General features: G+C 73.4%; 15 protein-coding genes. 10 read left to right on the top strand and 5 right to left on the bottom strand.

Annotated elements, in window-relative coordinates; translation table 11 throughout:
* Window positions 1-359: 359 nt before the first annotated feature.
* The gene (locus tag AB0L06_RS13110; RefSeq protein ID WP_500231173.1) at window positions 360-1,916 is read right to left on the bottom strand and encodes a family 43 glycosylhydrolase; all 1,557 of its coding nucleotides are present in this window, start codon (window positions 1,914-1,916) and stop codon (window positions 360-362) included.
* 153 nt (window positions 1,917-2,069) lie between these two features.
* Here AB0L06_RS13110 and AB0L06_RS13105 point away from each other — a divergent pair, with 153 nt between their 5' ends.
* Together AB0L06_RS13105 and AB0L06_RS13100 are read left to right on the top strand one after the other, a co-directional pair.
* Window positions 2,070-3,575, top strand: a complete 1,506-nt coding sequence (locus AB0L06_RS13105; RefSeq protein ID WP_500231172.1) for a sulfatase family protein — start codon at window positions 2,070-2,072, stop codon at window positions 3,573-3,575.
* Between the two features lie 107 nt (window positions 3,576-3,682).
* Entirely contained in the window at window positions 3,683-6,694 is a 3,012-nt protein-coding gene (locus AB0L06_RS13100; protein ID WP_500231171.1) for a hypothetical protein, read from the top strand.
* Between the two features lie 69 nt (window positions 6,695-6,763).
* Here the strand turns inward: AB0L06_RS13100 and AB0L06_RS13095 are convergent, their stop codons facing one another.
* Window positions 6,764-7,663, bottom strand: coding sequence for a glycosyltransferase (locus AB0L06_RS13095; protein ID WP_500231170.1), 900 nt, complete (start codon window positions 7,661-7,663; stop codon window positions 6,764-6,766).
* A gap of 182 nt (window positions 7,664-7,845) precedes the next feature.
* Window positions 7,846-9,483: an LCP family protein gene (locus AB0L06_RS13090; protein ID WP_500231169.1), complete on the bottom strand. Its 1,638-nt coding sequence runs from the start codon at window positions 9,481-9,483 to the stop codon at window positions 7,846-7,848.
* A 115-nt stretch (window positions 9,484-9,598) separates the two neighbouring features.
* On the opposite strand from AB0L06_RS13090, the gene AB0L06_RS13085 reads away from it, so the two are divergent.
* The 4 genes from AB0L06_RS13085 (at window position 9,599) to AB0L06_RS13070 (ending at window position 12,481) form a co-directional block, all read left to right on the top strand.
* Window positions 9,599-10,549, top strand: coding sequence for a DUF6177 family protein (locus AB0L06_RS13085; protein ID WP_500231168.1), 951 nt, complete (start codon window positions 9,599-9,601; stop codon window positions 10,547-10,549).
* A gap of 86 nt (window positions 10,550-10,635) precedes the next feature.
* Complete coding sequence (locus AB0L06_RS13080; RefSeq protein ID WP_500231167.1) at window positions 10,636-11,100, top strand: hypothetical protein; 465 nt, start codon at window positions 10,636-10,638, stop codon at window positions 11,098-11,100.
* A 4-nt stretch (window positions 11,101-11,104) separates the two neighbouring features.
* Complete coding sequence (locus AB0L06_RS13075; RefSeq protein WP_500231166.1) at window positions 11,105-12,028, top strand: hypothetical protein; 924 nt, start codon at window positions 11,105-11,107, stop codon at window positions 12,026-12,028.
* Window positions 12,029-12,034: 6 nt separating this feature from the next.
* Window positions 12,035-12,481 carry a YbaB/EbfC family nucleoid-associated protein gene (locus AB0L06_RS13070; RefSeq protein WP_500231165.1) on the top strand — a complete coding sequence of 149 codons (447 nt, stop codon included), beginning with the start codon at window positions 12,035-12,037 and terminating at the stop codon, window positions 12,479-12,481.
* A gap of 187 nt (window positions 12,482-12,668) precedes the next feature.
* Here the strand turns inward: AB0L06_RS13070 and AB0L06_RS13065 are convergent, their stop codons facing one another.
* A complete protein-coding gene (locus AB0L06_RS13065) occupies window positions 12,669-13,106 on the bottom strand; it encodes a hypothetical protein (protein ID WP_500231164.1) in 438 nt (145 codons plus the stop codon).
* Entirely contained in the window at window positions 13,106-15,625 is a 2,520-nt protein-coding gene (locus AB0L06_RS13060; protein ID WP_500231163.1) for a nucleotide-binding protein, read from the bottom strand. The genes AB0L06_RS13065 and AB0L06_RS13060 overlap by 1 nt, the downstream gene beginning before the upstream one ends.
* A gap of 509 nt (window positions 15,626-16,134) precedes the next feature.
* Between AB0L06_RS13060 and AB0L06_RS13055 the strand changes: the two genes are divergently transcribed.
* From AB0L06_RS13055 to AB0L06_RS13040, 4 genes are all read left to right on the top strand, one after another.
* Window positions 16,135-16,803: a hypothetical protein gene (locus tag AB0L06_RS13055; RefSeq protein WP_500231162.1), complete on the top strand. Its 669-nt coding sequence runs from the start codon at window positions 16,135-16,137 to the stop codon at window positions 16,801-16,803.
* Window positions 16,804-17,015: 212 nt separating this feature from the next.
* Window positions 17,016-17,429 (top strand): YbaB/EbfC family nucleoid-associated protein, encoded by a 414-nt coding sequence (locus AB0L06_RS13050; RefSeq protein ID WP_500231161.1) that lies wholly within the window; start codon window positions 17,016-17,018, stop codon window positions 17,427-17,429.
* Window positions 17,426-17,731, top strand: a complete 306-nt coding sequence (locus AB0L06_RS13045) for a WXG100 family type VII secretion target (RefSeq protein ID WP_500231160.1) — start codon at window positions 17,426-17,428, stop codon at window positions 17,729-17,731. The genes AB0L06_RS13050 and AB0L06_RS13045 overlap by 4 nt, the downstream gene beginning before the upstream one ends.
* A 158-nt stretch (window positions 17,732-17,889) precedes the next feature.
* Complete coding sequence (locus AB0L06_RS13040) at window positions 17,890-22,620, top strand: DUF8616 domain-containing protein (RefSeq protein ID WP_500231321.1); 4,731 nt, start codon at window positions 17,890-17,892, stop codon at window positions 22,618-22,620.
* Window positions 22,621-22,623 lie beyond the last annotated feature (3 nt).

The raw sequence follows: 22,623 nt of genomic DNA, 5'->3' as shown, positions 1-22,623 counted from the left end.
GCGGATCGTCCAGGAGCACGGCCGCCGGGGCGACGCGATCGTCTACCTCGCGGGCGTGGTCCGCTGGGACGCGTCGGCCTACCCGGGGGCGTTCGGCCGCCTGCGCGACCTCGGCCAGGCCGTGGACCCCGTGCGGGCGGGGAACTTCACCGGCCGGGACAAGGAGCCGGTCGCGCTGCGCCCGGAGCTGCTGAAGGCGGACCGGGTGTGGGTGATGGGCAGCCGGTCGGTGCCCGTCCGGCCGGGGGACGCCGTGGCGCGGCGGCACGGGGTGATCGCCAAGGCCGGGCCGTGGAGGACCCTCGGGATGTGGCGCTACCGCGGCGGGTGGCTCGCCCTCTACGAGCGCGTCCCCGCCGTCACCGCACCTCCACGAAGTCGACCTGCGTGCGTCCGGAAACACGGCGCAGCGCCAAGGAGTTCCACCCGTTGCCCAGATCGGCGTCGAGCGTCACGGAAGACCAGACACCCGTCCGGGTCGGGGACATCCGGACCTGTTTCGGGGACGCGCCGTTGACGGTGAGCTCGAGCCGGGCCTCGTCCTTCGCCCAGTCGGCGTACTGCACGCGGACCTTGTAGCGGCCGGTCTCCGGCGCGAACACCGGGATCTCCAGCGCGCAGCCGTCCCGGTCGAACGGCCCGACGGCCGCCGCCCCGGACGCCCGCTCGCGGCGCTGGACCTGCACGCACCCGTTCAGCCGTCCGCGCTCGGCCTCGTACCGGACGGCCGGGCCGCGGACGACCGGGCGCGCGCCGTCCCAGCCGAGCGCCCCGACGTACATCGCGCGGCTCACCCGCGACCCGCCGAGGTACTGCCGGATGCCGTGGTAGACGAGGTAGTCGTCGGCGCCGTCGCTCGACGACAGCACCGACACGCTGCCCGGCCCCTGGACCGTCCCGCCGAACCCGCCCGTGGACAGCAGGGTCCCGGGTGCCTTCCGGTACGGCCCGAACAGGGACGGAGCGACCGCGTACCGGGTCTGGTAGCCGGAGGTGTAGTACCAGCCGGACGAGTAGAACAGCACGTACTGCCCGCCGTGCCGCACCAGTGCCGGCGCCTCGACGAGGATCGGGTCGGACGGGTCGCGCGCGATCAGCCGGTGCGGCGGCTCGCCCGCGGTGTGCAGGCCGTCCGGGTCGAGCTTGACCACCCAGATCGCCGACGTCGCCCGCCCGTCGGACTTGTAGAGCAGGTAGCGCGTGCCGTCCGGCTCGACGTGGTGCGCGGGGTCGATCGCGCCGCCGAGATCGGCCGGGCAGACGACCGGGTCGCCGTCCACCGGGACGAACGGCCCGGCGGGCGAGATCGCGGTGGCGGCGCCGACGCACTGGACGTCCCGGTCCCGGCGGCGGGCGGAGAAGTACAGCACGAAGGGCTGCCCGGGGCCGGTCGGCTCGACTACCTCCGGCGCCCACGTCCGGCCGGTCGAGGCCCAGGCGGGCAGCCGGGCGAGACCGTCGCCGGGACGGCGCGTCCACGGGCCGGTCGGGGACGGGGCGGTCGCGACCGGCAGCGTCGCCGCGCCGTCGTTGGTGCCGTAGGCGTAGTAGACGCCCGCCACCTTGATCACGTCGGGGTCGGCGAAGCCCGGATCGACGACCGGCTTGTCCGGGGCGTAGCCGGGCGCGTGAAGCGGGGTGGGGGTACCCGCCGGGCTCGGGGGGACGGCCTCCGGGCGGTGCCTCTTCTTGTGCGGGGCACCGCCGTCCGTCCCGACCGCCAGCCCGATCCCCATGACCAGCAGGCTGACCAGGGCTCCGGCGACGAGCGGCAGGAGGGGACCGCCCGGCCGCATCCGCGGCGGAAGGCGCCGCAGGGCACGGTCCAGCCGGCCGGGCAGCGATCCGCGCCGCGGACCGCGGCCGGGCGGCATCGCGCCGTGACCGCTCGTCCATCCGCTCGTGCGCAGGTCCACCGAACCTCCCCTCCAACGGTCCGCCATCATGCCAAACAACCGATGACCTGCCGTCATAGCGGTACGTACGCGCACGGACTGATCGAGATCGGTACAGTTGCCAACCGTTGCCCACGAGAGGAGACAGGACTCGTGCACCGACGGAGAACGTCCGTGCCGAGCCGTCGCTCCCGCCTCGCGTCGGCCCCGGCAGCCGTGCTCACCGCACTGCTGCTCGCGCTGACCGCATGCGGGGGCGGAGGCGGGCACAAGCCCCCGGGGCACGGGAAGGCCGGTTCGGGGAAGCCGAACGTCATCTTCGTGCTGACCGACGATCTGTCCTGGGATCTCGTCCAGTACATGAAGAACGTCGTCCAGATGCGACAGCAGGGACTGACGTTCACGAAGTTCTTCGTCGCCGACTCCCTGTGCTGCTCGTCCCGCGCCTCGATCTTCACCGGGCGGTACCCGCACAACACCGGCGTCCGCACCAACTTCCCGCCGCTGGGCGGCTACGGGGTGTTCAAGGCGCGCGGCGACGAGAAGCTCTCGTTCGCCCCGGCCCTGCACGCCGCCGGGTACCGGACCGGCATGATGGGCAAGTACCTCAACGGCTACCTGCCGGGTGACACGCAGGGCGGCGCGACCCCGTACGTCCCGCCGGGCTGGGACGAGTGGGCCGTCGCGGGCAACGGCTACCCCGAGTACGACTACCGGCTCAACGAGAACGGGAAGCTCGTCCAGTACGGGCACCAGCCGCAGGACTACCTGACCGACGTCATCGCGGGGAAGGGCGTCGACTTCGTCAAGCGCTCCGCGAAGGACAAGCGGCCCTTCTTCCTGGAGATCGCCAGCTTCGCGCCGCACGGGCCGTTCGTGCCCGCCCCCCGGCACACCGGCCTGTTCCCGAACCTGATGGCGCCCCGGACGCCGTCCTTCAACGAGGCGGACGTCTCGGACAAGCCGGGCTGGCTGCGGTCCCATCCCAAGCTGCGCAGGCCGGGCCTGCGCGGGGTGGACAACGGCTTCCGCGACCGGGCCCGCATGGTCCAGGCCGTGGACGAGATGATCGGCCGCCTCCAGAGGACCCTGGCCGAAGTCGGCCGCGACCGCGACACCTACGTCATGTTCGGGTCCGACAACGGCTTCCACCTCGGGCAGCACCGGCTCGCGGGCGGCAAGATGACGCCGTACGACAGCGACGTCCAGGTGCCGCTCGTCGTGACCGGGCCGGGCGTCCCGGCGGGCCGCGGGACCGACGCGCTCGGGCAGAACACCGACTTCGCGCCGACCTTCCTCGAACTCGCCGGACTGCCGGTGCCGAGCGGCGTCGACGGGCGGTCGCTGGTTCCGTTCCTGCGCGGGCAGCAGCCGTCCGGCTGGCGGGACGTGGCGCTGATCGAGCACGTCAAACCCGCGCCCTCCGCGGAGGACCCCGACCGCCAGGACTCAGCGCCCGGCGCTCCGCCCAGCTACAACGCGCTCCGCCTGCCCGGTGAGCTGTACGTCGAGTACGACACGGGCGAGAAGGAGTTCTACGACCTCACCAAGGATCCGGACAACCTGAACAACCTCGCCAAGACGCTGCCGGAGCCGCGCGCGCGGGCGCTTTCGGCGCTGCTGTACGCGCTCGTCCGCTGCTCCGGTCCGACCTGCGCGACCGCCGACCGGACGCGCTGACCGGCCGCGCCGCCGGACCGCGGTCCGGCGCAGATGAGACGTCCCGAACGCCCGGATATGATCCGGGGGCGAAAACGGCCGAACGCAGGCGACCAGGGGAGACGGGCGTGACACCACCCACCACTCCGAACCACTCGGACGGGGACGGAACGCACGACGAGTCCGCTCCCCCGCCGCCGCCTCCCCAGTGGCAGGCGGATCCGTTCGGCGCGGGTCCGGACGCCGGGCTGCTCCCCGACCTCCCGGCGCTTCCCGACCTGCCCGGGCCCCCGGCTGCCCAGCCACCCGCCGGGCCACCGCAGCCGCCGCAGTCGCCGTCGTCCTCGTCGCCGTCGTCGGACCCGTTCCCGTACGCGCAGCAGGTTCCCCAGGCGCAGCCTTTCCCGTACGCGCAGGAGATGCCGCCCACGCCGCCCGCGCGGGACGTCACCCAGACGTCGCAGACGCCGCAGTCGTCCGGTCCTGAGCCGTTCCCCTACGCGCAGGAGATCCCGGCCGCTCCGCCGACCGTCGCCGAGCCCTTCCCGTTCGCGCAGGAGATCCCGGACAAGAAGCCGCCCGCGGCCGAGCCGTTCCCGTGGGCGCAGGAGATCCCCGGTCAGACGACGCCCGCGCCGGGCGCGCTGGCGTCCGGTCCCCCGGCGAACGCGACGCGCGTCGAAGGAACCCGCTTCGACGTCCCGCAGCAGGGCGAGGGCACCCGTCTCGACATCCCACAGCAGAACGCGCCGCAGTTCAACGAGCCCTGGCTGAACACCCAGGACGCGGGCAAGGGCAAGGGCAAGAATCCGAAGAAGACCAAGCAACCCAAGCAGCCCAAGAGCGGCGGCGGTGGCGGCGGACGCAAGGCGCTGATCTTCGGCGGTGTGGGCCTCGCCGTGGTGGCGATCGCCGGTGGCGGTGTCTTCGCGGTGACGCAGCTGCGCGGTGGCGGCGGCAGCGACTCCCCGGCGGGCGCGAAGGCCGACGACGCGCTGTTCCCGCTGCCCGCCAACCTCCCGTCCGACGGACGCGACCAGCAGCTCGCCGGTGTCGCCGCGGTCGGCACGACCGTCGTCGCGATCGGCGGCGAGAGCGACGCGCAGGACACGCGCGGCATGTTCCTCGTCTCCCAGAACGGCGGGAAGTCGTTCACGGCCGCGACGGTGCGCGGCCCCGAGGACGGCTCGTCCGGGCAGGGCGAGGCGCCGAAGGCCGTGGCGGGCTCCGCGCACGGCTGGGTCGCGATCGGCTCCCGGCAGGGCGGTGGCGGCCTGGTCTGGACGAGCGGCGACGGCAGGTCCTGGCAGCGGCGGCCGGACGCCGTGGGCGAGGCGTTCGGGCCGAACGCGCGGATCCGGCGGCTCATCGCGACCGACAGCGGCTTCGCCGCGATCGGCGAGACGTCCGCGAAGGGCGACTACTCCGACGCCGTCCCGACGGTGTGGCTGTCCGGCGACGGCAACGCGTGGGAGGCCCGCCGCGACCTCCAGCAGATCGGGCTCGGCTCGCGCAAGGGCAGGGTGCAGCTCACCGAGGCCGCCGCGAGCGGCTCGGCGATGCTGCTGGAGGCGACCGTCACGCCGGACAACCGGAAGGCCGCGCCGTTCCGGCTCGCCTGGCGCTCCACCGACGCGGGCCGCAGCTGGTCCGGCTCGGAGATCCCGGCGCCGAAAGGCTCGCGCGGCCTGATGATCGGTGGCGGCGGGGCCGGGTTCGTGGCCGTCCGCGAGCTCAAGCAAGGCAACCGGCAGTTCGGCCAAGCGTTCACCTCCAAGGACGGCTCGTCCTGGAAGCAGGCCGGACGGCTCACCCCGAGCGGCTACCGCGGCACCCAGCGCCTGCTGGCGGACGGCGGCGGCTACGCCGCGCTGGTCCAGCGCGGCAACGACCTGCTCATCGCGCGCAGCAACGACGGCGGCTCCTGGCATGACGCGGGCAGCCTGCCGGTCCGTCCGGGGCAGAAGGTGGCGGACGCCGCGGCCGCGGACGGCCGGACCGTCGTGGTCGGCGAGCAGCCCGGCAGCGGCGACGTCAACGGCCTGCTCGCGGGCTGGGACGCCGGCGGCGCGGGCGACCCGCTCGACCTCGCCAAGGTCCCCGGCGCCGTCCGCCGCGACCACACCGTGGTCGGCGTCGGCGCGGCGAACGGGCACGCGGTCGCGGTCGGCAGCACCGGCGGCGACGCCGCGGCCTGGACGTCGTCCGACGGCTCGGCCTGGAAGCTCGCGCAGGGCCTCGGCGCGGCGTTCACCCGGCCCGGCGCGCAGCGGCTCACCGCGGTGACCGGTGGGACCGCGGGCTGGCTGGCGGTCGGCTCCGACCAGGGCCACGCGCTGGTGGTCACCTCGTCCGACGGCGCCACCTGGCGGGCCGCCGACACGGCCGCCGCGTTCCGCGGCACCGGCGCGGCGGCGCCGTCGACCGTCGCCGCCGCCGCGGGACCCGCCGGGTACGTGGTCATCGGGGCCGAGGGCCCGTCGGCCGCGGCCTGGTTCTCCAAGGACCTGCAGGGCTGGGAGCGCGGACGCGGCTCCGGCCACGACGGCCTCGCCGCCGACCGGGACACCCGCTGGGCGCTCGACGTCGCGGGCGGCTCGTTCGGCTACGCGACGGTCGGCGGCGTCCGGGGCAAGGAGGGTAACCGTCCCGCCGTGTGGAACTCCGCGGACGGCCGCCAGTGGAGGCTCGAGCAGCTCCCGCTGCCGGGCGGCGTCAAGGAGGGGCACCTGACCCAGGTGGCGGCCAAGGGCTCCACCCTGGTCGCGACCGGCCTCGCGGCGACCCCGCAGGGGCTCGGCTGGCTCGGCTACGTCTCGGCGGACGGCGGCAAGACCTGGAAGCCGCTGCCCACGCCGGGCGGCGCGGACCAGGCGGTCGTGACCGCGCTGACGGCGACGCCCAAGGGCTTCGCCGCGACCGCGGCCGTCACCCGCGACGGCGGCGTCGACGTCCTCTCGCTGACCTCGGCGGACGGCTCGTCCTGGACTGCGGCCCTGCAGAAGGGCGCGGGCCTCGGCGACGAGGGCGACCAGCGCGTCACGGGCCTCGCGCCGCTGGGCGACAAGCTCCTCGGTGTCGGACGCTCGGTAAGCGGCAAGGGCGACCTGCCCGTCCTCTGGACCCGTCCCGTCCCCTGATCCGTTATGCGAAGAGGCCACGCCGGGGATTTCCTCCCTGCGTGGCCTCTTTCGTGTTCGAACCCGTGGTCAGACCGCGGTGTCAGGACGGATCTCGTTGGGCGCGGAGACGTCCGGCGACATCTCCACCGGCGGCTCGGCGACCTGGTCGCGGGCGCGGTTGCGGCGCGCGCCGTATGGAGCGACCACCAGGCGGTACACGGGGCGGCGAATACTGGTCGGGACGAACCGGTAGCCGCCGCGCACGACCAGGTTCCGGAGGTACTGGGATCGGGTGAGGTGCCCGGCGCGGAACATCTCGCGCTGGAGCCGCAGCTCGGAGCGGAGCAGGTCGCGGCCGCCGCGGCGCTCGTACGCGCCGTCCCCGACGCGGTAGTAGACCAGCGGCTCGGGCACGTTCACCGCCCGCGCGCCGCCCGCGATCATGCGGACGAACAGCCAGTAGTCCTCCATCAGCGGCAGGTCCCCGTAGCCGCCCGCCGCGTCCACGGCGCTGCGCCGGTACACCACGGTCGGATGGTTGAACGGGTCGTGCAGCCGGGCGTACCGGGCGATGTCGGACGGGTCGCTCGGCGGGGTGCGGAGGCCGACGACGTCGTCCAGGTCGGCTCCGAACTCCAGCAGTCCCGCGCCGACCAGGTCCGCCCCGTCCCGGACGATCGGGACCTGCACGGCGAAGCGGTGCGGCATCGCGACGTCGTCGGCGTCCATGCGCGCGACGATGTCGTGCCGGCAGGCCGACAGCCCGAGGTCGAGCGCGGGCCCGAGCCCGCGGTTGTCGTCGGTCTTCATGAACGTGACCTCGACCGGGGCGGCCGCGACCAGTTCGTCGATACGTGCCTCTAGTTCGGGCGACACGGGGCCGTCCTGCACGAGCACGACCTGGTCCGGACGCAGGGTCTGGTCGTGCACCGCACTACGGAACGCATCCCGGAGATAGTCCGGGTGGTCGCCGCCGTACACGGTCATGAGCAAACAAAAAGGTTCGTCTTGCATGACTCTCGAGGCGGGGTGAACGGATGCTGGGGCGCGGGGCACAAGATACCGCTAATCCGTCATACAGGTCAGATCTGGCAGTGAACTTTCAGAGTCAGCGACAAGCGTCGATGTCTTTCGGCGCTCTCTCCTTCGGCGTCCGCCCGGACGCGGGGTCACTGCTGGCGGCAGACGTCGCGGTCGGCGCGGATCTCACCGGCGATCTTCGGGACGGGGCGCCGGACGGACGGGCCGACGGTCGCGCCGTCCGTGCCGATGACCAGGTAGACCGTGCCGGGCTTCAGGTTCAGGTCCCGCCTCGGCGGATGGCCGGGGAGCACCGCGGCGAGGGCCGCCGCCTGCTCCCGCGCGCCCAGCCCGAACACGATCTCGGTCTTCGAGTGCGAGCCGCTCTTCTTCGTCCCGGTCTTGACGATCTGGAACCCGCGGGCCTTGAGGCGGTCGCCGACGCGTCCGGCGAGGCCCTCCTCGCTCGTCGCGTTCAGGATGGTGACCTTGACGTCGGCGGGCGTGACGGGCTTCTTCGGCGGACCGCCGCCGGGGCCTCCCGGTCCGGGGGCGGCCGGGGGCGGAGCGTTGTCGCTGCGGATCGCCTGGAAGAGCGGTTCGGCCTGGGCCGTGTTGAACTGGACGCGGTTCTTGTCGGCCGGGTACGCCTCGACCGGGACGGTCACGAAGCGGACCTTGCCCGCGCTCATCCCGCGCAGGCCGCTCGCGGACTTCTCCATCGCCTGCATGGTGAACTCCCGGTCCACCTTGATGGACCGCGCGACCGCGGAGAGGAACGCGAAGACCTTGCCCGGGTCCTTGAGCATGCCCTTGTCGGTGGCCTTCTTGACCACCGAGGCCATGAACTGCTGCTGGCGCCGGATGCGGCCGAGGTCCGAACCGTCCCCGAGGACGTACCGGGTGCGGACGTAGCCGAGGGCCTGGTCGCCGTGGACGATCTGGCGTCCCCGGCGCAGGTGCAGTTCGGCCTTCGGGTCGTCGATGCGGCGCGGGACGCAGATCTCGACGCCGCCGAGGGCGTCCACGACCCGTTTGAAGCCGGTGAAGTCGACCTTCACGAAATGGTCGATGTGGATCCTCGTCAGCGACTCGATCGTGGCCCAGGTGCAGGGGGCCCCGCCCAGCGCGAACGCGGAGTTGATCATGTCCAGGCGGCCGGGGATCACCGACCCGTTCCTGCGCTTGCAGTCGGGGATCCGGACCATCGAGTCGCGCGGGAAGCTGATGCCGAGGGCCTGGTCCCCGCCCGGGGAGAAGTGCAGCAGGATCGTGGTGTCGGACCGCTCGCCGACCTCCGCCCCGTACCGGGCGTTCGCGCCCATCCGCGAGTCCGAGCCGATGAGCAGGATGTTCATCGCGTCGTTCAGCTTGGGCGGACGGTGCTGCGGCAACTGCGCGGTGACGTCCTCGCGCCCGATCTGGCCGTCGATCCGGCGCCACAGCATGTACGCGGTGATGCTCCCGGCGACCAGCACGACCGACATGATCACCGACAGGACGCCCAGCACCCGCCACGCCCGTCCCGTCCGCGCGGGCGGCGGCGGCTCCTCAGCCGGAGGCGCGCTCTCGAACACCGACCGCGACGACGCCTGTGCCTGGGCCCCCGGGTGGGCGGACGCGTGCGCTTGCGCACCCGGGTGGGCGGACGCCTGTGTCTCCGGACGGGAGGACGGAGACCCCTGCGACGACATCCGCACGGGCGGCAGGGTGTGCGTCCCGGTCCGCGCGGGTGGCGGCGCGTGCGTCCCCGGGCGGGCGCGGCTCTCCTCCGACATCGCGGACATTTCAGCACATCTTCGACTTTCATCCCTCGAATCACGGGAAATTCGTCCCGTCCCGCGGACGCACCCGTATCCGCCGCACGGCACGGTGCCCCGGCGGGATTAGACTGCGCGAACGATGAGCACCGTGGACGCACTGACCGAACGGGCGATGATCGTCCTCCAGGACCGGCCCGTGGTACCGCTCTCGGCCTGGCTGGTCGACGCGCTCGCCGACGCCGCCGGATCCGGGCGCGCGGTCCAGCTCGTCACGCCTCCGCAGTCCCGGATCACGCTGCCGCTGCGGCTCGGCGCGGCCGCTTCCGGCCCGCACTGGGTCGTCCGCGACGGGGACGCCTACTACGAGGGCCTCAGCGGACGTCCGATGCGCTGGAACGGCGCGGCCTTCGAGCCCGTCCCGGACGCGCGCGACTACGCGCCCGGCTTCACCTCCCGTCCGGCCGGTCCGGTCGGCGCGCAGCTCGGGCTGACCTACCGGGTCCGGCACGGCGCGGCCGACCCCGAGGTCGGCGGCACCGTCGAGCGCATGCTGCAGCTGCTCACCGGCAAGTCGCCGCTCGGCTGGGGCACCGCCGAGCCGGTCGCCGAGCCCTGGCGTCCGGACCGGTTCACCGAGCACGTCCGCAACCGGGAGTCGGCGCGCGTCGTCGTCGCCGGGGACGGCCCGCGCCCCGCGCAGGCGGTCTGCTCGTTCACCGGAGCGGGCGGCGGCGCGGTGAACGAGGCGACCACGGTCACCGTCGGCTACGCCCCGCAGGACCCGCCGCCCCTCGCGCACCTGCCCCAGCTGATCGGCGCCGTCGCGGCCGACCGTCCCGTCGCGTCCCTGCTGGTCCAGCTCACCCCCGGACGCGCCGACCTCACCACCGAGCCCCGCTGGACCGGCACCGCCTCGCCCGTCGCGCTGGCCGTCGCCGGGGCCGTCCAGTCGCCGCAGGGCATCCCCGGCCAGCAGGTCGGCCCGCCGCGCGCCCCGATGACCCTGTTCGCGCTCGGTGACGGCCGCTCCCCCGAAGGCTGGCAGCGCCACCGCCGCCTCCTCCAGCACCTCCAGACCCCGCACGCGTAAAAAGGGCGAGAAAGCCCCGGGGGACGGTGTCAAGGTCCCGTGAAGAGGTCTTCGCGCGGCCGCGCGGGCGATCTTGAATGGACGGCGTGAACCGCATCGCCGACATCATCAACACCTCGGGCGGTGGTGGCGGAACCACTCCACCACGGAACCCGCCGCCCGGACGTTCTCCATTGCCGCCCGGACGTTCGCCCTGGCCGCCTGGGAGTTCGCCCTGGCCGCCTGGAAGCCCGTTCCAGCCGCCTCCTCCCGCCTCACCCGAAGAGGTCCGGATCGAGCACGACCGCCTGGCCGACCTCGCCCGCAGGCTGCCCGAGGCGGCCGAACCGGTCGCCAAGGCGTCCGGACGGCTCGTCGGGCTCACGGTCTCCGAGGCGTCCTTCACCTCGTTCACCTACTCGCTCGCCCTCGCCTACAACGAGGTCGAGGCGTTCACGATCCGGCAGCTGAGGCACAAGGCCGAGGAGACCGTCCAGATCCACGAGGGCGTCCGGCTGAACGCCGAGTCGTGGAAGGCCGCCGAGGAACGGAACACGGTGCGATGGCGGTGACGCGGTGACCGCCGTCCTCGGCGCGGGCGCGGACGTCGCGCGGTACAGCCTGGAGGCCGCGACGGGCGCGGCGCTGGCGCTGTCCGCGCTCGGGCTGCCCGCCGCGTGGCCGCTCGTGCCGTCCTTCTACATGCACCAGTACGACCCGCAGGCGTTCTGGGACGGCGGCATGGCCTGGACCAGGGTCGCCCAGGACATGCGGCAGGCCCGCGCCGACGTCGAGAAGACCGTCAAGGACGTCACGCGCGGCGACGCCTGGCACAGCGAGGACGGCCGCGCGTTCGACGAGCGCATGGACCGCTACCTGCGGGAACTGCTGAGCGTCGAGATCCGCGCGGTCGCGGTCGCGAGCGTGCTGTTCCTGACCGCGCTGCTCACCATGGCCGTGATCCTGTTCATGGCGCTGCTCGCCGCCGTGCTCGTCGCGCTCGCCGCCTGGGTCGCGGTCGCGACGGTCTTCCCGCTGAGCGCCGCGTTCGCCCGGATCGCCGCGCTCAACGCGATCATCGAGATGAACGCGACGCTGAAGGAGGTCGAGGGCGCCCTCAACACCACGCTGCACGCCTGCGCGGGCGTCCTCGGCGCGCTCGTCGCCGGGGACGTGTTCGTCGGCGCGGTGCAGGGCGACTTCAGCGGCCTCCAGGACTTCATCGACGGCACGATCGCGCAGGGCCCGCTGCTCGTCTGGGGCACCGCCAACCGGATCGAGCGCGACGCGACGGCCTGGGGCCTCGGCGGCAAGTTCCCCGAAGAGGGTGTGCCGGGACGTATCGCGGGCGACCGCGCCGGGACGTCCCTGCCGCCCGGCCTTCCGCAAGCAGCCGGGGCGAAGGGCGTCAACGACGTCCGCACCGGCGGCCAGACCGTCACCGGCGGCCTCACCCCGGGCCAGAAGGCGGACGGCTCCTACAAGTACCCCTGGGAGTGAACCTCGATGGACGATCTCAAGCGCATCCTCGGCTTCGACCCGCAGGCGCTCGCGGCGGACGCCGACCGGCTGTTCGCGGGCGTCCGCGAGGTGTACGAGGCGAACGCGGGGGCGGTCGCGTCCGCCGCGTCCGAGGACGGGCGGGTGCGCGTCGAGTACTCGGCCGACGAGGGCGTCCGCGCGCTGGACATCGACCCGCGCGCCATGCGGATGCCCGCCGCCGACCTCTCCGCGACGCTGCTCGCCCTGATCCGCCGTGCCCGCGCCGAGGCCGAAGAGGCCGGACGCGCCCGCGCCGCCGAACTCCTCGCGGCGGACGGCTCGGTCTTCGGTGAACGCGAACGCGCCCAGATCGGCGACCGCCTCCGCAACGCCACGGGCGCCCTCCAGGAGGACCTGCGCAGCGCCGACCAACTGCTCGCCACCCTGCGCACGTCTCTCGACCGCCGCTGAAGACGGCCCGGTGGGCGGACGTGCCGAGGGCCGTCACGAACATCCGTGACGGCCCTCGTCCAACATCCGACCCCGGGCCGCAACTACCCGCACCCTGCGCACTCATGCGGGACGCGACACAGATCACACCCTCCGGCCACGTCCTTCAGACGGTCCGGACGAACAGCGCGGGCGGTGGCCGGAACGGTCAGCCGGTGACGCCGGGGACCGACGACGCGTCGTCGCCGGACGCGCCCTCGGCACGCCAGCTGCGCGCCGGGCCGTCGGACTCGCCCTCCGGATAGACCGTCCCGCCCACCCAGTGGACGAGCGCGTCGGAGAAGCGGCGCGCGACGCGGGCGGCCTCGGGGATGTCGGCGACGGCGCGCACGTCCACCCACCAGACCGGCGCGCCGACGCGGGCGGCGAACTCGGCGCCGAGCAGCCGCGCGATCTCGCTGGCGACGGTCACCTCGACCGGCTCCTCGATCGACACCAGCAGGCGTCCGGCGGCGTCGAACAGGCGGGTCGGCGGCTCGTTCTCGCCGCCCCGCACGTGGATCGGCTCGCCCATCGCGGCCAGGCCGTCCGCGACCGCGAACACGTCCGGACGGCGCCGGGCGAGGGCCACGTAGTCCACGCTCATCACTGCACCCCCGGCATGCCGAGCGAGCGCGCGAACGCCTGGTAGACGATCTTGGCGGCGGCCTGCCGGGTGGCGCCGCCGACCTTGTCCAGGTCGAGCGCCGCGCCGGTCGCGACCTGCCGGTCGTAGGGGACGTGCACGACGGGCAGCCCCCACTGGGTGAGCATCTCCTCCGCCCGGCCGAGGTCGGCGTTGATCTGCGGGGCGTGCGACACCATGGCCACCACGGCGCGCTGGAACACGTGCTGCCTTCCGTTGTTGGCGAACCACTCCAGCGCCCCGCGCGCGCTCAGCGCCCCGTCCACCGTGCCCGGCGTGACCAGCACCAGCGCGTGCGTCTGCGCGATGATCTCCTGGTTGACGCCGGTCAGGATGCCCGCGCCGCAGTCCACCACGGCCGCGCTGACGAACCGGCTCACCGAGCTCAGCGCCCGCTGGAACGTCGGGACGTCGAACTCCCGCGACATCCGGCCGCCGCGCGTGGACGACAGCACCCACAGCCCCTCGGGCGTCTGGGACATGAACCGCGCCGCCTCGTCGAACGTGGCCGGGTTCGCCTGCGCCAGCTCGAACAGCGACAGCTGCGGGACGATCCCGAGCCGCAGCGGCAGCGAACCGAGCTCGGCGTCCGCGTCGATCGCGACCACCCGGTCCTGGCGGTGCCGGGCGAGCTCGCTGGCCAGCAGGGCGGAGATCGTGGTCTTGCCCGCGCCGCCGCGCACGCTCGCGATCGCGATCTGCCGGAAGCTCGGCACCGGACGCGCCATCAGGTCGGCGAACGCGGCCTGCTGCTGCGCGGACATCGCGGACCCGCCGCCGACCGCCTTCCGCACCCCGCGCCCGAGCCGCTTGCCCATCCGGTCGCCGTGCACGTTCTTGCGGACGAGCTCGCTCGCCGGGTGCGGCCCGGCGGCCGCCGCCTGCTGCTGCGGATTCGGCGCGGACTGCTCAGCCTGCTGCTGCCACGCGTCCTGCCCCTGCTCCTGGTCCTGCGCCTCATCCTGCTGCTCGCCGCCCCCGCCGCCGAGGACGGGGTTGATCGCCGCCTCCCACGCGAAGTCCGCGTGCAGCAGCGGCTCGCCCTGGCCCTGCTGGCCGGACATCCCGTCCTGCGCGCCCTGCCGTCCGCCCATCGTGTGGTCGAGGGCGGGGCCGGGCATGCCCTCCATCCCGGGTCCGCCCGGCATGCCTTCGAAGCCCGGCGCCGAGAAGTTCTCGGGGCCTGGGTTGGGTCCGGGGCCCGGGGGCTGGCCTGGGCCTTGGATGCCGGGGAAGCCGGACGGGCCTTCGCCGCCCGCGGCCGGACCCCACGACGCGTCCGGGCCGGGCGGGGCGGGCGGGGCTCCGAGCGGCTGCGCGGGCTCGGGGTTCTGCTGGGCCGCGATGCCGGGGAACCCGTCCTGCGCGGGGGGCGTTCCGCCTCCGGTGTTCGCGGGCTGCGCGCCCCACGACGCGTCCCCCTGCACGTTCTGCTCACCGCCCGAGGACGCCGCGGCGACCTGGCCGCCGTCACCCCCGACAGGCGCACCCCAAGCGTTGTCCGGCTGGCCGCCACTCGCTGGCGCACCCCACGAGTTATCCGGGTTCGCACCCGCTTCGGGTGCCCCCCAAGCGTTGTCGGGCTTCGCGCCGGTGTCCGGCACGCCCCAAGCGTTGTCCGGCTTCGCACCGGTGTCCGGCACACCCCACGCGTTGTCCGGCTTCGCGCCCGTGTCGGGCGCACCCCGGGTGTTGCCGGGCTTCGCGCCCGATTCGGGTGCACCCCAGGTGTTGTCCGGCTTCGCGCCGGTATTGGATGCGCCCCAGGTGTTGTCGGGGGTCGCGCCGCCGTCGGCGGGCGCGTTCCAGGCGTTGGCGTCGGGTGCGGAGTCGCCCGAGGCGTTCTTGTTCTCGCCGCCGCCGGAGGCCGGGGGGGCGCTCCACTGACCGGTACCGCCGCTCGCGGAAGGCTGGGAGTTCGTGGCCCCGTCGCCGCCCGTGGACGGCTGGTCGCCGGCGGACGACGGCGCGCCCCACGGCGCGTCCGGGCCGGGGGTCGGCCCGGGACCGGTGGAGGTGCCCAGATCCGCGGCGGCGGGACCGGCGACCGGCGCGTCGGCGTGCGGCGTGGCCACGGGGCCGAGAGCGGGCGCGGGGCCGGTGGAGGTGCCGAGGTCGGGGACGGCCTGCGCGGCGGGACCCGCGACGGGCGCGTCGGCGTGCGGCGTGGGCACGGGACGGCTCCCGGTCGCGAACCCGTCGCCTCCGGACGGCTCGAACCCCATCGCGGGCGCGGACGCGGCGGACGTCGCGGGCTCGCCGGACGCGGGGAGACCGGGCAGACCGGGGAATCCGCCCGTCCCTGTGGCCGGGTCCTGCGGCGGGATCTGGGCGGGCACCTGCGCGGTGCCGGCGATCTCGGCCGGATCCGGGACCTGAACAGGGGCGGGACGGGGTTCGGCAGGTGCGGTGTCGGCGAAGCCCCGTTGAGTCGCGCCGAGGTCGCGCAATACGGCCAGCTGCCAGTTGGAGTCGGTCACCTGCCTCCCTTCCCTCGATCGGCAAGCCTACGAGACTCCCGTCGCCCAACGCACCGCACGCGGGCCCGGAGATCGCACGATCTCGGGCCTTCCGGGCGTCCCACCGGTGGTCGGGCGAAAGTCCAGAAGGGCACCCGGACCGGGACCGGCCCGCCCGCGTCAGGAATTCCCGGAATTCGGACGGCACCGTTTTCCCCTCCAGTCCGTCGAAAACAGGACGAACACGCCGGGAGACTGCCGTTACTCTTGCCGAACCCCGCCAGCCCCGGTGACCCCAACCTCGTCCGGAGTGCGCATTGAACCCTCAGTGGCCCGGCCAGCCTCCCGCTGGTCAGCCGGGATTCCCACCGAACCAGGCCATGGGCGGGCCGCAGCCGTTCCCCCCGAGCTCGGTCGGCGGGCCGATGGGACCACCGCCCGCCGCCCCGATGGGGCCTCCCGGCGGACCCGTCGGGCAACCCGGATTCCCCCCGCCCCACCCGCCGCACAGTGGCGACGGAAGCAGCGCGGTGCTCTTCATCGTGATCGCGGTCGTCGTCGTGGTCCTGATCGGTGGCGGGATCGGCGCGTTCTTCCTGCTGTCCGGTGACGACAAGCCGAAGAGGCACACGGCCGTCCTTCCGGCGCCCTCCGCGCCGAGTGGAACCAGGCCGACCTCCCCGGCCGCCGGCGGTGGCGGTGGCGGTGGCGGGACGACCGACCCGTGGAGCGTCCTGACCCGGACCATCAAGACGGCGAGGGGCACCACCTTCACGCAGGCGGGCACCCGCTACGAGTCGTGCATCCTGCGCGCGAACACGCGGCTGCTCACGACGCTGCGCACGCACCCGTGCTCCGGGCGGATGGCGTCGGGCGTGTACCTCAACCCGTCCCGGACGATCGTGACCGTCGTGTCGCTCGCGAAGTTCGAGAGCGCGCTGGACGCGCGGACGGTCGTCCGGTCGGTGAACCTGCACGCGGAGCCGAAGCTGCTCGGCCCGGCCAGGAGCAGCGGCATCCCGGTGCTGCGCGGCAACCCCGAGCGCTGGACGCGGACGTACTCGCAGGGCAGCAGCGTCGTGTTCGTGCAGTCCTACAACGCGCGCGGCGGAGCGGCCGGCGGCGCCGCCGGCGCGGTCAACCTGACCGCGACGGAGCTCGGCGTCGAAGTGCAGACCACGCTGAACTGGAAGAACTGACGACACATAAGGTCGAAGTCCGACACGTGCCGATGTAACGTCTTCGGGACGATCTGGCGGACGACGGTCCGGGCGAACGACCGTCCGGCCGTGCGACGAACCGGACGGACGGCGACCCGGATCCGCACCGCGGACCGGGTCGAACCGCGGACCAGGTTGAACCACGGACCGGGGTGAACCGCGGTCCGGGCGGACGAGGCGGAGGGAGCGGCATGCGCGCTGAGTACCAGGCGCACATCGACGAGCTGCTGGGTCAGTACCGCGAGCAGCGGGACAAGCTCAAGGGGCTCCAGGAGAGGCTCGCGGACATCGAGGCGTCCGCGGAGGCCGCCGACGGGATGGTCCAGGTCACCGTGGACCGGCAGGGCCGGCTGAGCGCGCTGACACTCGACCCGCGCGTGTACCGCAAGCTGGGGTCCGAGGAGCTGTCCGACGCCGTCCTCGAGGCGTCCCGCGAGGCCGCCGCGCAGGTCGCCGAGAAGATCAGCCAGGCGATGCAGGACGTCGTCCCCACCGGCCCGGCCGGCGACGGGGCCACCGGCGGCATCCCCGACCTGGGCAAGCTGCTGCCCGAGAAGTTCGACATGGACTCCATTCGCGAGCACTACGGATTGCTGGGCAAATGAGCGACGGCGGATACCTGGAAGTCGACACCAAGTCCCTGCGCAAGGCCGGCGGGGGCTTCGACACGGGCGCGGACCACCTGCGGGACATCTTCAACCGGCTCAACAGCAAGCTCCAGGCCGAGGGCAAGTGCTGGGGCAACGACAAGACCGGCCAGGAGTTCGGCAAGAACTACGAGACGCCCTCGACGAACATGCTCAAGTCCTTCGGCGACACGGGCAAGGGCCTGCGCGACATCAAGGACGGCGTCGACGAGATGGCCGACAACTACGACAAGGCCGAGCACGCCTCAAGGGTCCGCTGACCCGTCCGCCCTGTCCGCCCCGTCCGCGCGCGGACGGGGCACACCGGGTTGCCCCCTTCCGGGCGACCGCCTATAAAAGGGCCCCATCGGTCGATTCGATCATGGCCCGGCACATCCCCCCGCTCCCCGACTCCCCCTGAGGTGGCCTTCCCGTGGGCATGGAGATCCCCGACGAGGTCAAGTGGCTGTCCTGGCTCATCGGCGCGGACTGGCCCGAAGGCGACGAGACCGCCATGCGGCGGGCCGCCGCCGCATGGACCTCGGCGTCCTCGGACGTGACCTCCCTGATCGGCGAACTGAACCGGGCCGCCTCTGACGTGCTCGGCGCGCTGGACAGCGGCGCGGCCGACAAGTTCCGCCAGAACTGGGACAAGTGGACCACCACGGACCCGGAGATCCTGCCCAAGCTCGCGGAGGCGTGCGACGCGCTCGGGAAGGTGCTCGACCAGGGCGCCACCGAGATCGAGTACGGCAAGTACATGTTCATCGCGCTGCTGATCATCACGGCGGCGCAGATCGCCTGGCTGATCGCGGCGGCGTTCGCGACGTTCGGCGCGTCCACGGCGGCGATCCCGGCGGTCGAGGCGGGCGCGTGGGCCGCCGCCCGGACGATGGCCACCCAGCTGCTGGAGCGGCTCGGCGAGAACCTGCTGTCCTCGATCGTCAAGGGCGCGATCATGGGCCTGCTGCAGGGCGGCGGGCTGGACCTGCTCATCCAGGGCATCCAGGTCGCGCAGGGCCACCGCGACGGCGTCGACCTCAAGCAGGTCGGCACCTCCATGCTGGACGGCGCCATCGGCGGCGCGGTCGGCGGCGCCGCCGGGCACGTCGCGGGCAAGATCCCCGGGCTGTCCGGCGTGGCCGACAGCGCGGCCGGCAACATGCTCAAGGGCGCGACCCGCGACGCCATCGGCGGCGCGGCGGGCGGCGCGCTCGGCTCCGCGGCGACCGACCTCGCGCACGGCCGCTCCATCGACCTCGACGCCGCCGTGAAGGGCGGCGTGTCGGGCGGCCTCGGCGGCGCGATCGGCGGCGCCAAGGGCGGTCTCGACGAGTACAACACGCACGTCAACACGCCGAACACGTCGGGGGGCGACCCGACGACCACCCCGACGGCCGACCCGGTCACCACGCACACGCCCAGCACGCACGAGCCGAGCACGTCCGGGTCGGACCACGGGCCGTCGTCCTCGGGGCCGACGACGTCGTCGGCGTCCGATCCGTCGTCCTCGCCTTCGCACTCCCCGTCGTCCGATCCGTCGTCCTCGCCTTCGCACTCTCCCTCGTCCGAGCCGTCCTCGTCGCCGTCGCACTCGCCGTCCTCCGAGCCTTCGACGCAGGGGAGCAACGGCGGCGACAACTCGCCCGCGCCCTCCCACAGCTCCGGGCCGAGCAGCGAGCCGTCCTCGTCCGGGCCCTCGCACTACAGCGGCGGCGACAACTCGCCGTCCTCGTCGCCGTCGCAAAGTGGCGGCGGGGACCACTCGTCGTCCGGCGGCGGGAACCGCATCGAGTCGATGCTGAACGGCGGGGGCAACAACTCGCACACCAGCCTGGCGTCCGCCGGCGGGGGCGACTCGGGCCCGTCGTCGAGCCACTCGTCGATGCCGTCGTCCTCGTCCCCCGGACCTTCGTCGTCGGCGATGCCGGACGGCGGCCCGGGACCGTCCACGTCCTCGCCGCAGAACAGCGGCCCGTCGGGCATCGGACCGTCCTCGTCCGGACCCATGTCGTCCGGACCCGCTTCTTCTGGACCTGGCGCCGGGCCCGTCTCCTCCGGGCCGTCCTCCGCCGGGCCGGTCTCTTCGGGACCGTCCGGGGCGGGACCCGTCTCCTCGGGGCCGTCCTCGTCCGCGCCCTCTTCGGCTGGTGGACCATCCTCGGCCGGCGGGCCGTCCTCGGCCGGTGGGCCGTCGGTGTCGGACCGTCCGTCGACGTCTCCGACGAGTTCGTCGGGCAGCGGCGGACCCGGGCAGCGCAACACGAACCTGGCCTCTCCGTCCTCGTCCTCGTCTCCGGACGGCACCCGCAACCGGAACACCGCCGACGGCGAAGGCGACCACCAGGGCGCCGACCCGCAGAACGCGAACGGCCCGTCCGTCGCGCCGATGCCCGTGTTCATGCCGGGCGGCGACGGCGGAGCATCGAGCGGCGGTTCTTCGTCGTCCTCGTCCGGCCGCGCGTCCGGGCCGTCCGGTACGCCGGGCGAGGCTTCGACGCGTCCGGCGGGCTCCGGCAACGAGCCTGGCGGACGGCCCGAGAACCGCACCCCGCGCGAGGACGGGCGCACGACCCCGCCGTCCGAGGACGGTCAGCAGCCCACGGCCGGCCCGCGCGTGGACGACCAGGGCCTCATCCACAGCGACCAGCCCCCGGCCGAGCACGGAGGCTCCCCGGAGCAGGGGCCGCAGGACCACGCCCCGCAGGAGAACGAGGCCGCTCCCACCCCCGAGCACGACCCGTCCACGCCCCAGGAGCACGACCCCGCTCCGCAGGACCGCGACCCCGCGAACCCGCACGGCGAGCAGGAACCCGCGACCCCACCGGACCGCGACCCGGCGCCCCAGCACGACCGCGACCCGGCGTCGACCGGCGAGCACGACCCGGTCACTCCGCAGGACCGCGAGCCGACCACCCGCGACCCGCAGGACCACGAGTCCGGCCCTGGCCCGGACCGCGACCCCACGAGCCGCGACCCGCAGGAGCACGACCCCACCTCGCGCGACCCGCAGGAGAACGAGCCGTCCACACGGGATCCCCAGGAGAACGAGCCCTCCACGCGGGACCCCCAGGAGAACGACCCCGCGTCCCGCGAGCCCCAGGAGCACGAACCGACCACGCGGGACTCCCCGGAGAACGAGCCGACCTCACGCGAGCCGCAGGACCACGAGCCGTCCACGCGGGATCCGCAGGAGACCGAGCCCACGTCGCGCGAGCCGCAGGACCACGAGGCGGGTCCGCACAACGAGGACGCCCCGTCCACGTCTGAGCGCACCCCGACCGCGGACGACAACGGCACGACCCTGTCGGATCAGGGGCCGTCCAACGACGGGCCCTCGTCTCCGTCCGACCGGAATTCGTCCCCGTCGGAACGGGCTCCGTCCGCCGACCCGTCCCCTACGACCGACCACGCCCCCACCGAGCGCACGCCCTCATCGGAACGGGACCGTCCGGGCTCCGGCCCCGGTGGCAACGACCGCGGGGCGGCGCCGCGTCCGGAGCGCGACGCGGCGAGCCGTCCGCACGAGAACGAGTCCGAGCCGCGCCCGGCCCACGACGAGCCGCACACCCCGGCCGACGACGTCCCGCGCAACCTGCCCGAGCACCTGCACGACATCTGGCGCAACAGCGAGGAGACCCCGGCGGGCCGTTCGTTGTACGGCCCCAACGACGAGGCGATGCGCAACTTCGCCCGCCAGGTCACCGCCGAGCCCGACCGCTACGTGATCGACGCGCACGGCACCGCGGACGGCGTCACCATCGACGGCCAGAAGATCTCGGCCAAGGACCTGGCCGAGCTGATCTACAGCGACCCGAACTGGGATGGGAAGGACGTCCTCCTCCTCTCCTGCCACACCGCCAACGGCGACTACGCGTCCCAGCTCGCGCACCACCTCGGCGTCCGCGTGACCGCCCCCGACACGTTCGCCTGGTCGGACCACAACGGCAACGTGTACGCCACGGGCGCCCACCGCGACGTCAACCTCAAGGTGGTCCCCGACGAGCCCATGAACGGCAGCTGGAAGACCCACTACCCGGACGGCAGCAGCGACCCGGCCGGCAAGGGCTACGCCCCCAGTTCCCACGAGATCCGCCACCCCAGCGAGGAACCCCCCTCGGACAACGCCCGAGCCCGCGGCGACGATCCCCCCGACGGCGACGGGCCCGACCACGACCCGAACACGCTGCACCGCGGAGAGGACGGCCTTCTCCACAGGGCGGGGGACCCCGACGGGTTCTTCCGCACCGAGGACGGCAGGCTCCACCACGAGAAGGACCCCGACCCGGAGCACACCCACCGCACCGAGGACAAGTACCAGCTCAAGGATTCCAAAAAGGGCACGTTCGTCGAGGACCCGCTCAAGGAGCGCCCGTACGACTTCGACAAGAAGCTCGGCGATAAGGAGACGTACGAGCCGGAGCATCAGAGCGAGAAGGCTCGGGCGGAGCTGGAAGATCTGGCCGGGAAGCGCAACGACATCGACGTCGAACGCCAGGGTGTCCGCGACAGGCTGAAGCCGGTGCTGGACGAGCTCGGCATCAAGAAGCACGAGGACGTCAACAGCGAGAAGAAGATCGAGGCGCAGAAGGAGAAGGCCATCGAGCGCCTCGGCTCCGATCCGAAGGTCCTCCAGAAGCTGGAGGAGATGGAGAAGCTCGCGAAGGACCACAACAGGCTCGGCCAGGAGCTCGCGGAGCACAGCGAGAAGCTCGGCATGGCCGGCGGCAAGGACTACCTGGTCCACAAGCTCGAGCGGACACTGCTCACCCCGACCACCGAAGGCAAGGGGAAGCCCGACACCCTGGACATCGTGGGGTACAGCATGGACGAGCACTCCGCGACGATCACCGCGATCGAGGCCAAGGGTGTGGGCTCCTCCCTCATGGGCCGCACGATCGAGGACTTCAAGAAGGCGGCGCAGGGCAGCCCCGAATACCTCGACTTCGTGCTGTCCCTGGACCCCGACCTGCACAAGGCTCTGAACAACCTGTCGGCGGAGAAGAAACAGCAACTCCAGGACCACCTCAACGCGGGAACGCTGAAGCTCGAGTACGTCTGGGTCCACGCGAGCAAGAGCGGCGTCGTCAAGTTCGCGGATTTCGATCTCACACGGGACGACAAGCCCTTCGATTTCCGTCGCGTCTCCGGCCTGGAACCCCGCGGATAGGAT

It is taken from the genome of Spirillospora sp. NPDC052269 (assembly GCF_040679435.1).
Taxonomy (GTDB): Bacteria; Actinomycetota; Actinomycetes; order Streptosporangiales; family Streptosporangiaceae; genus Spirillospora.
This window is presented reverse-complemented; position numbering and strand designations above follow the sequence as displayed.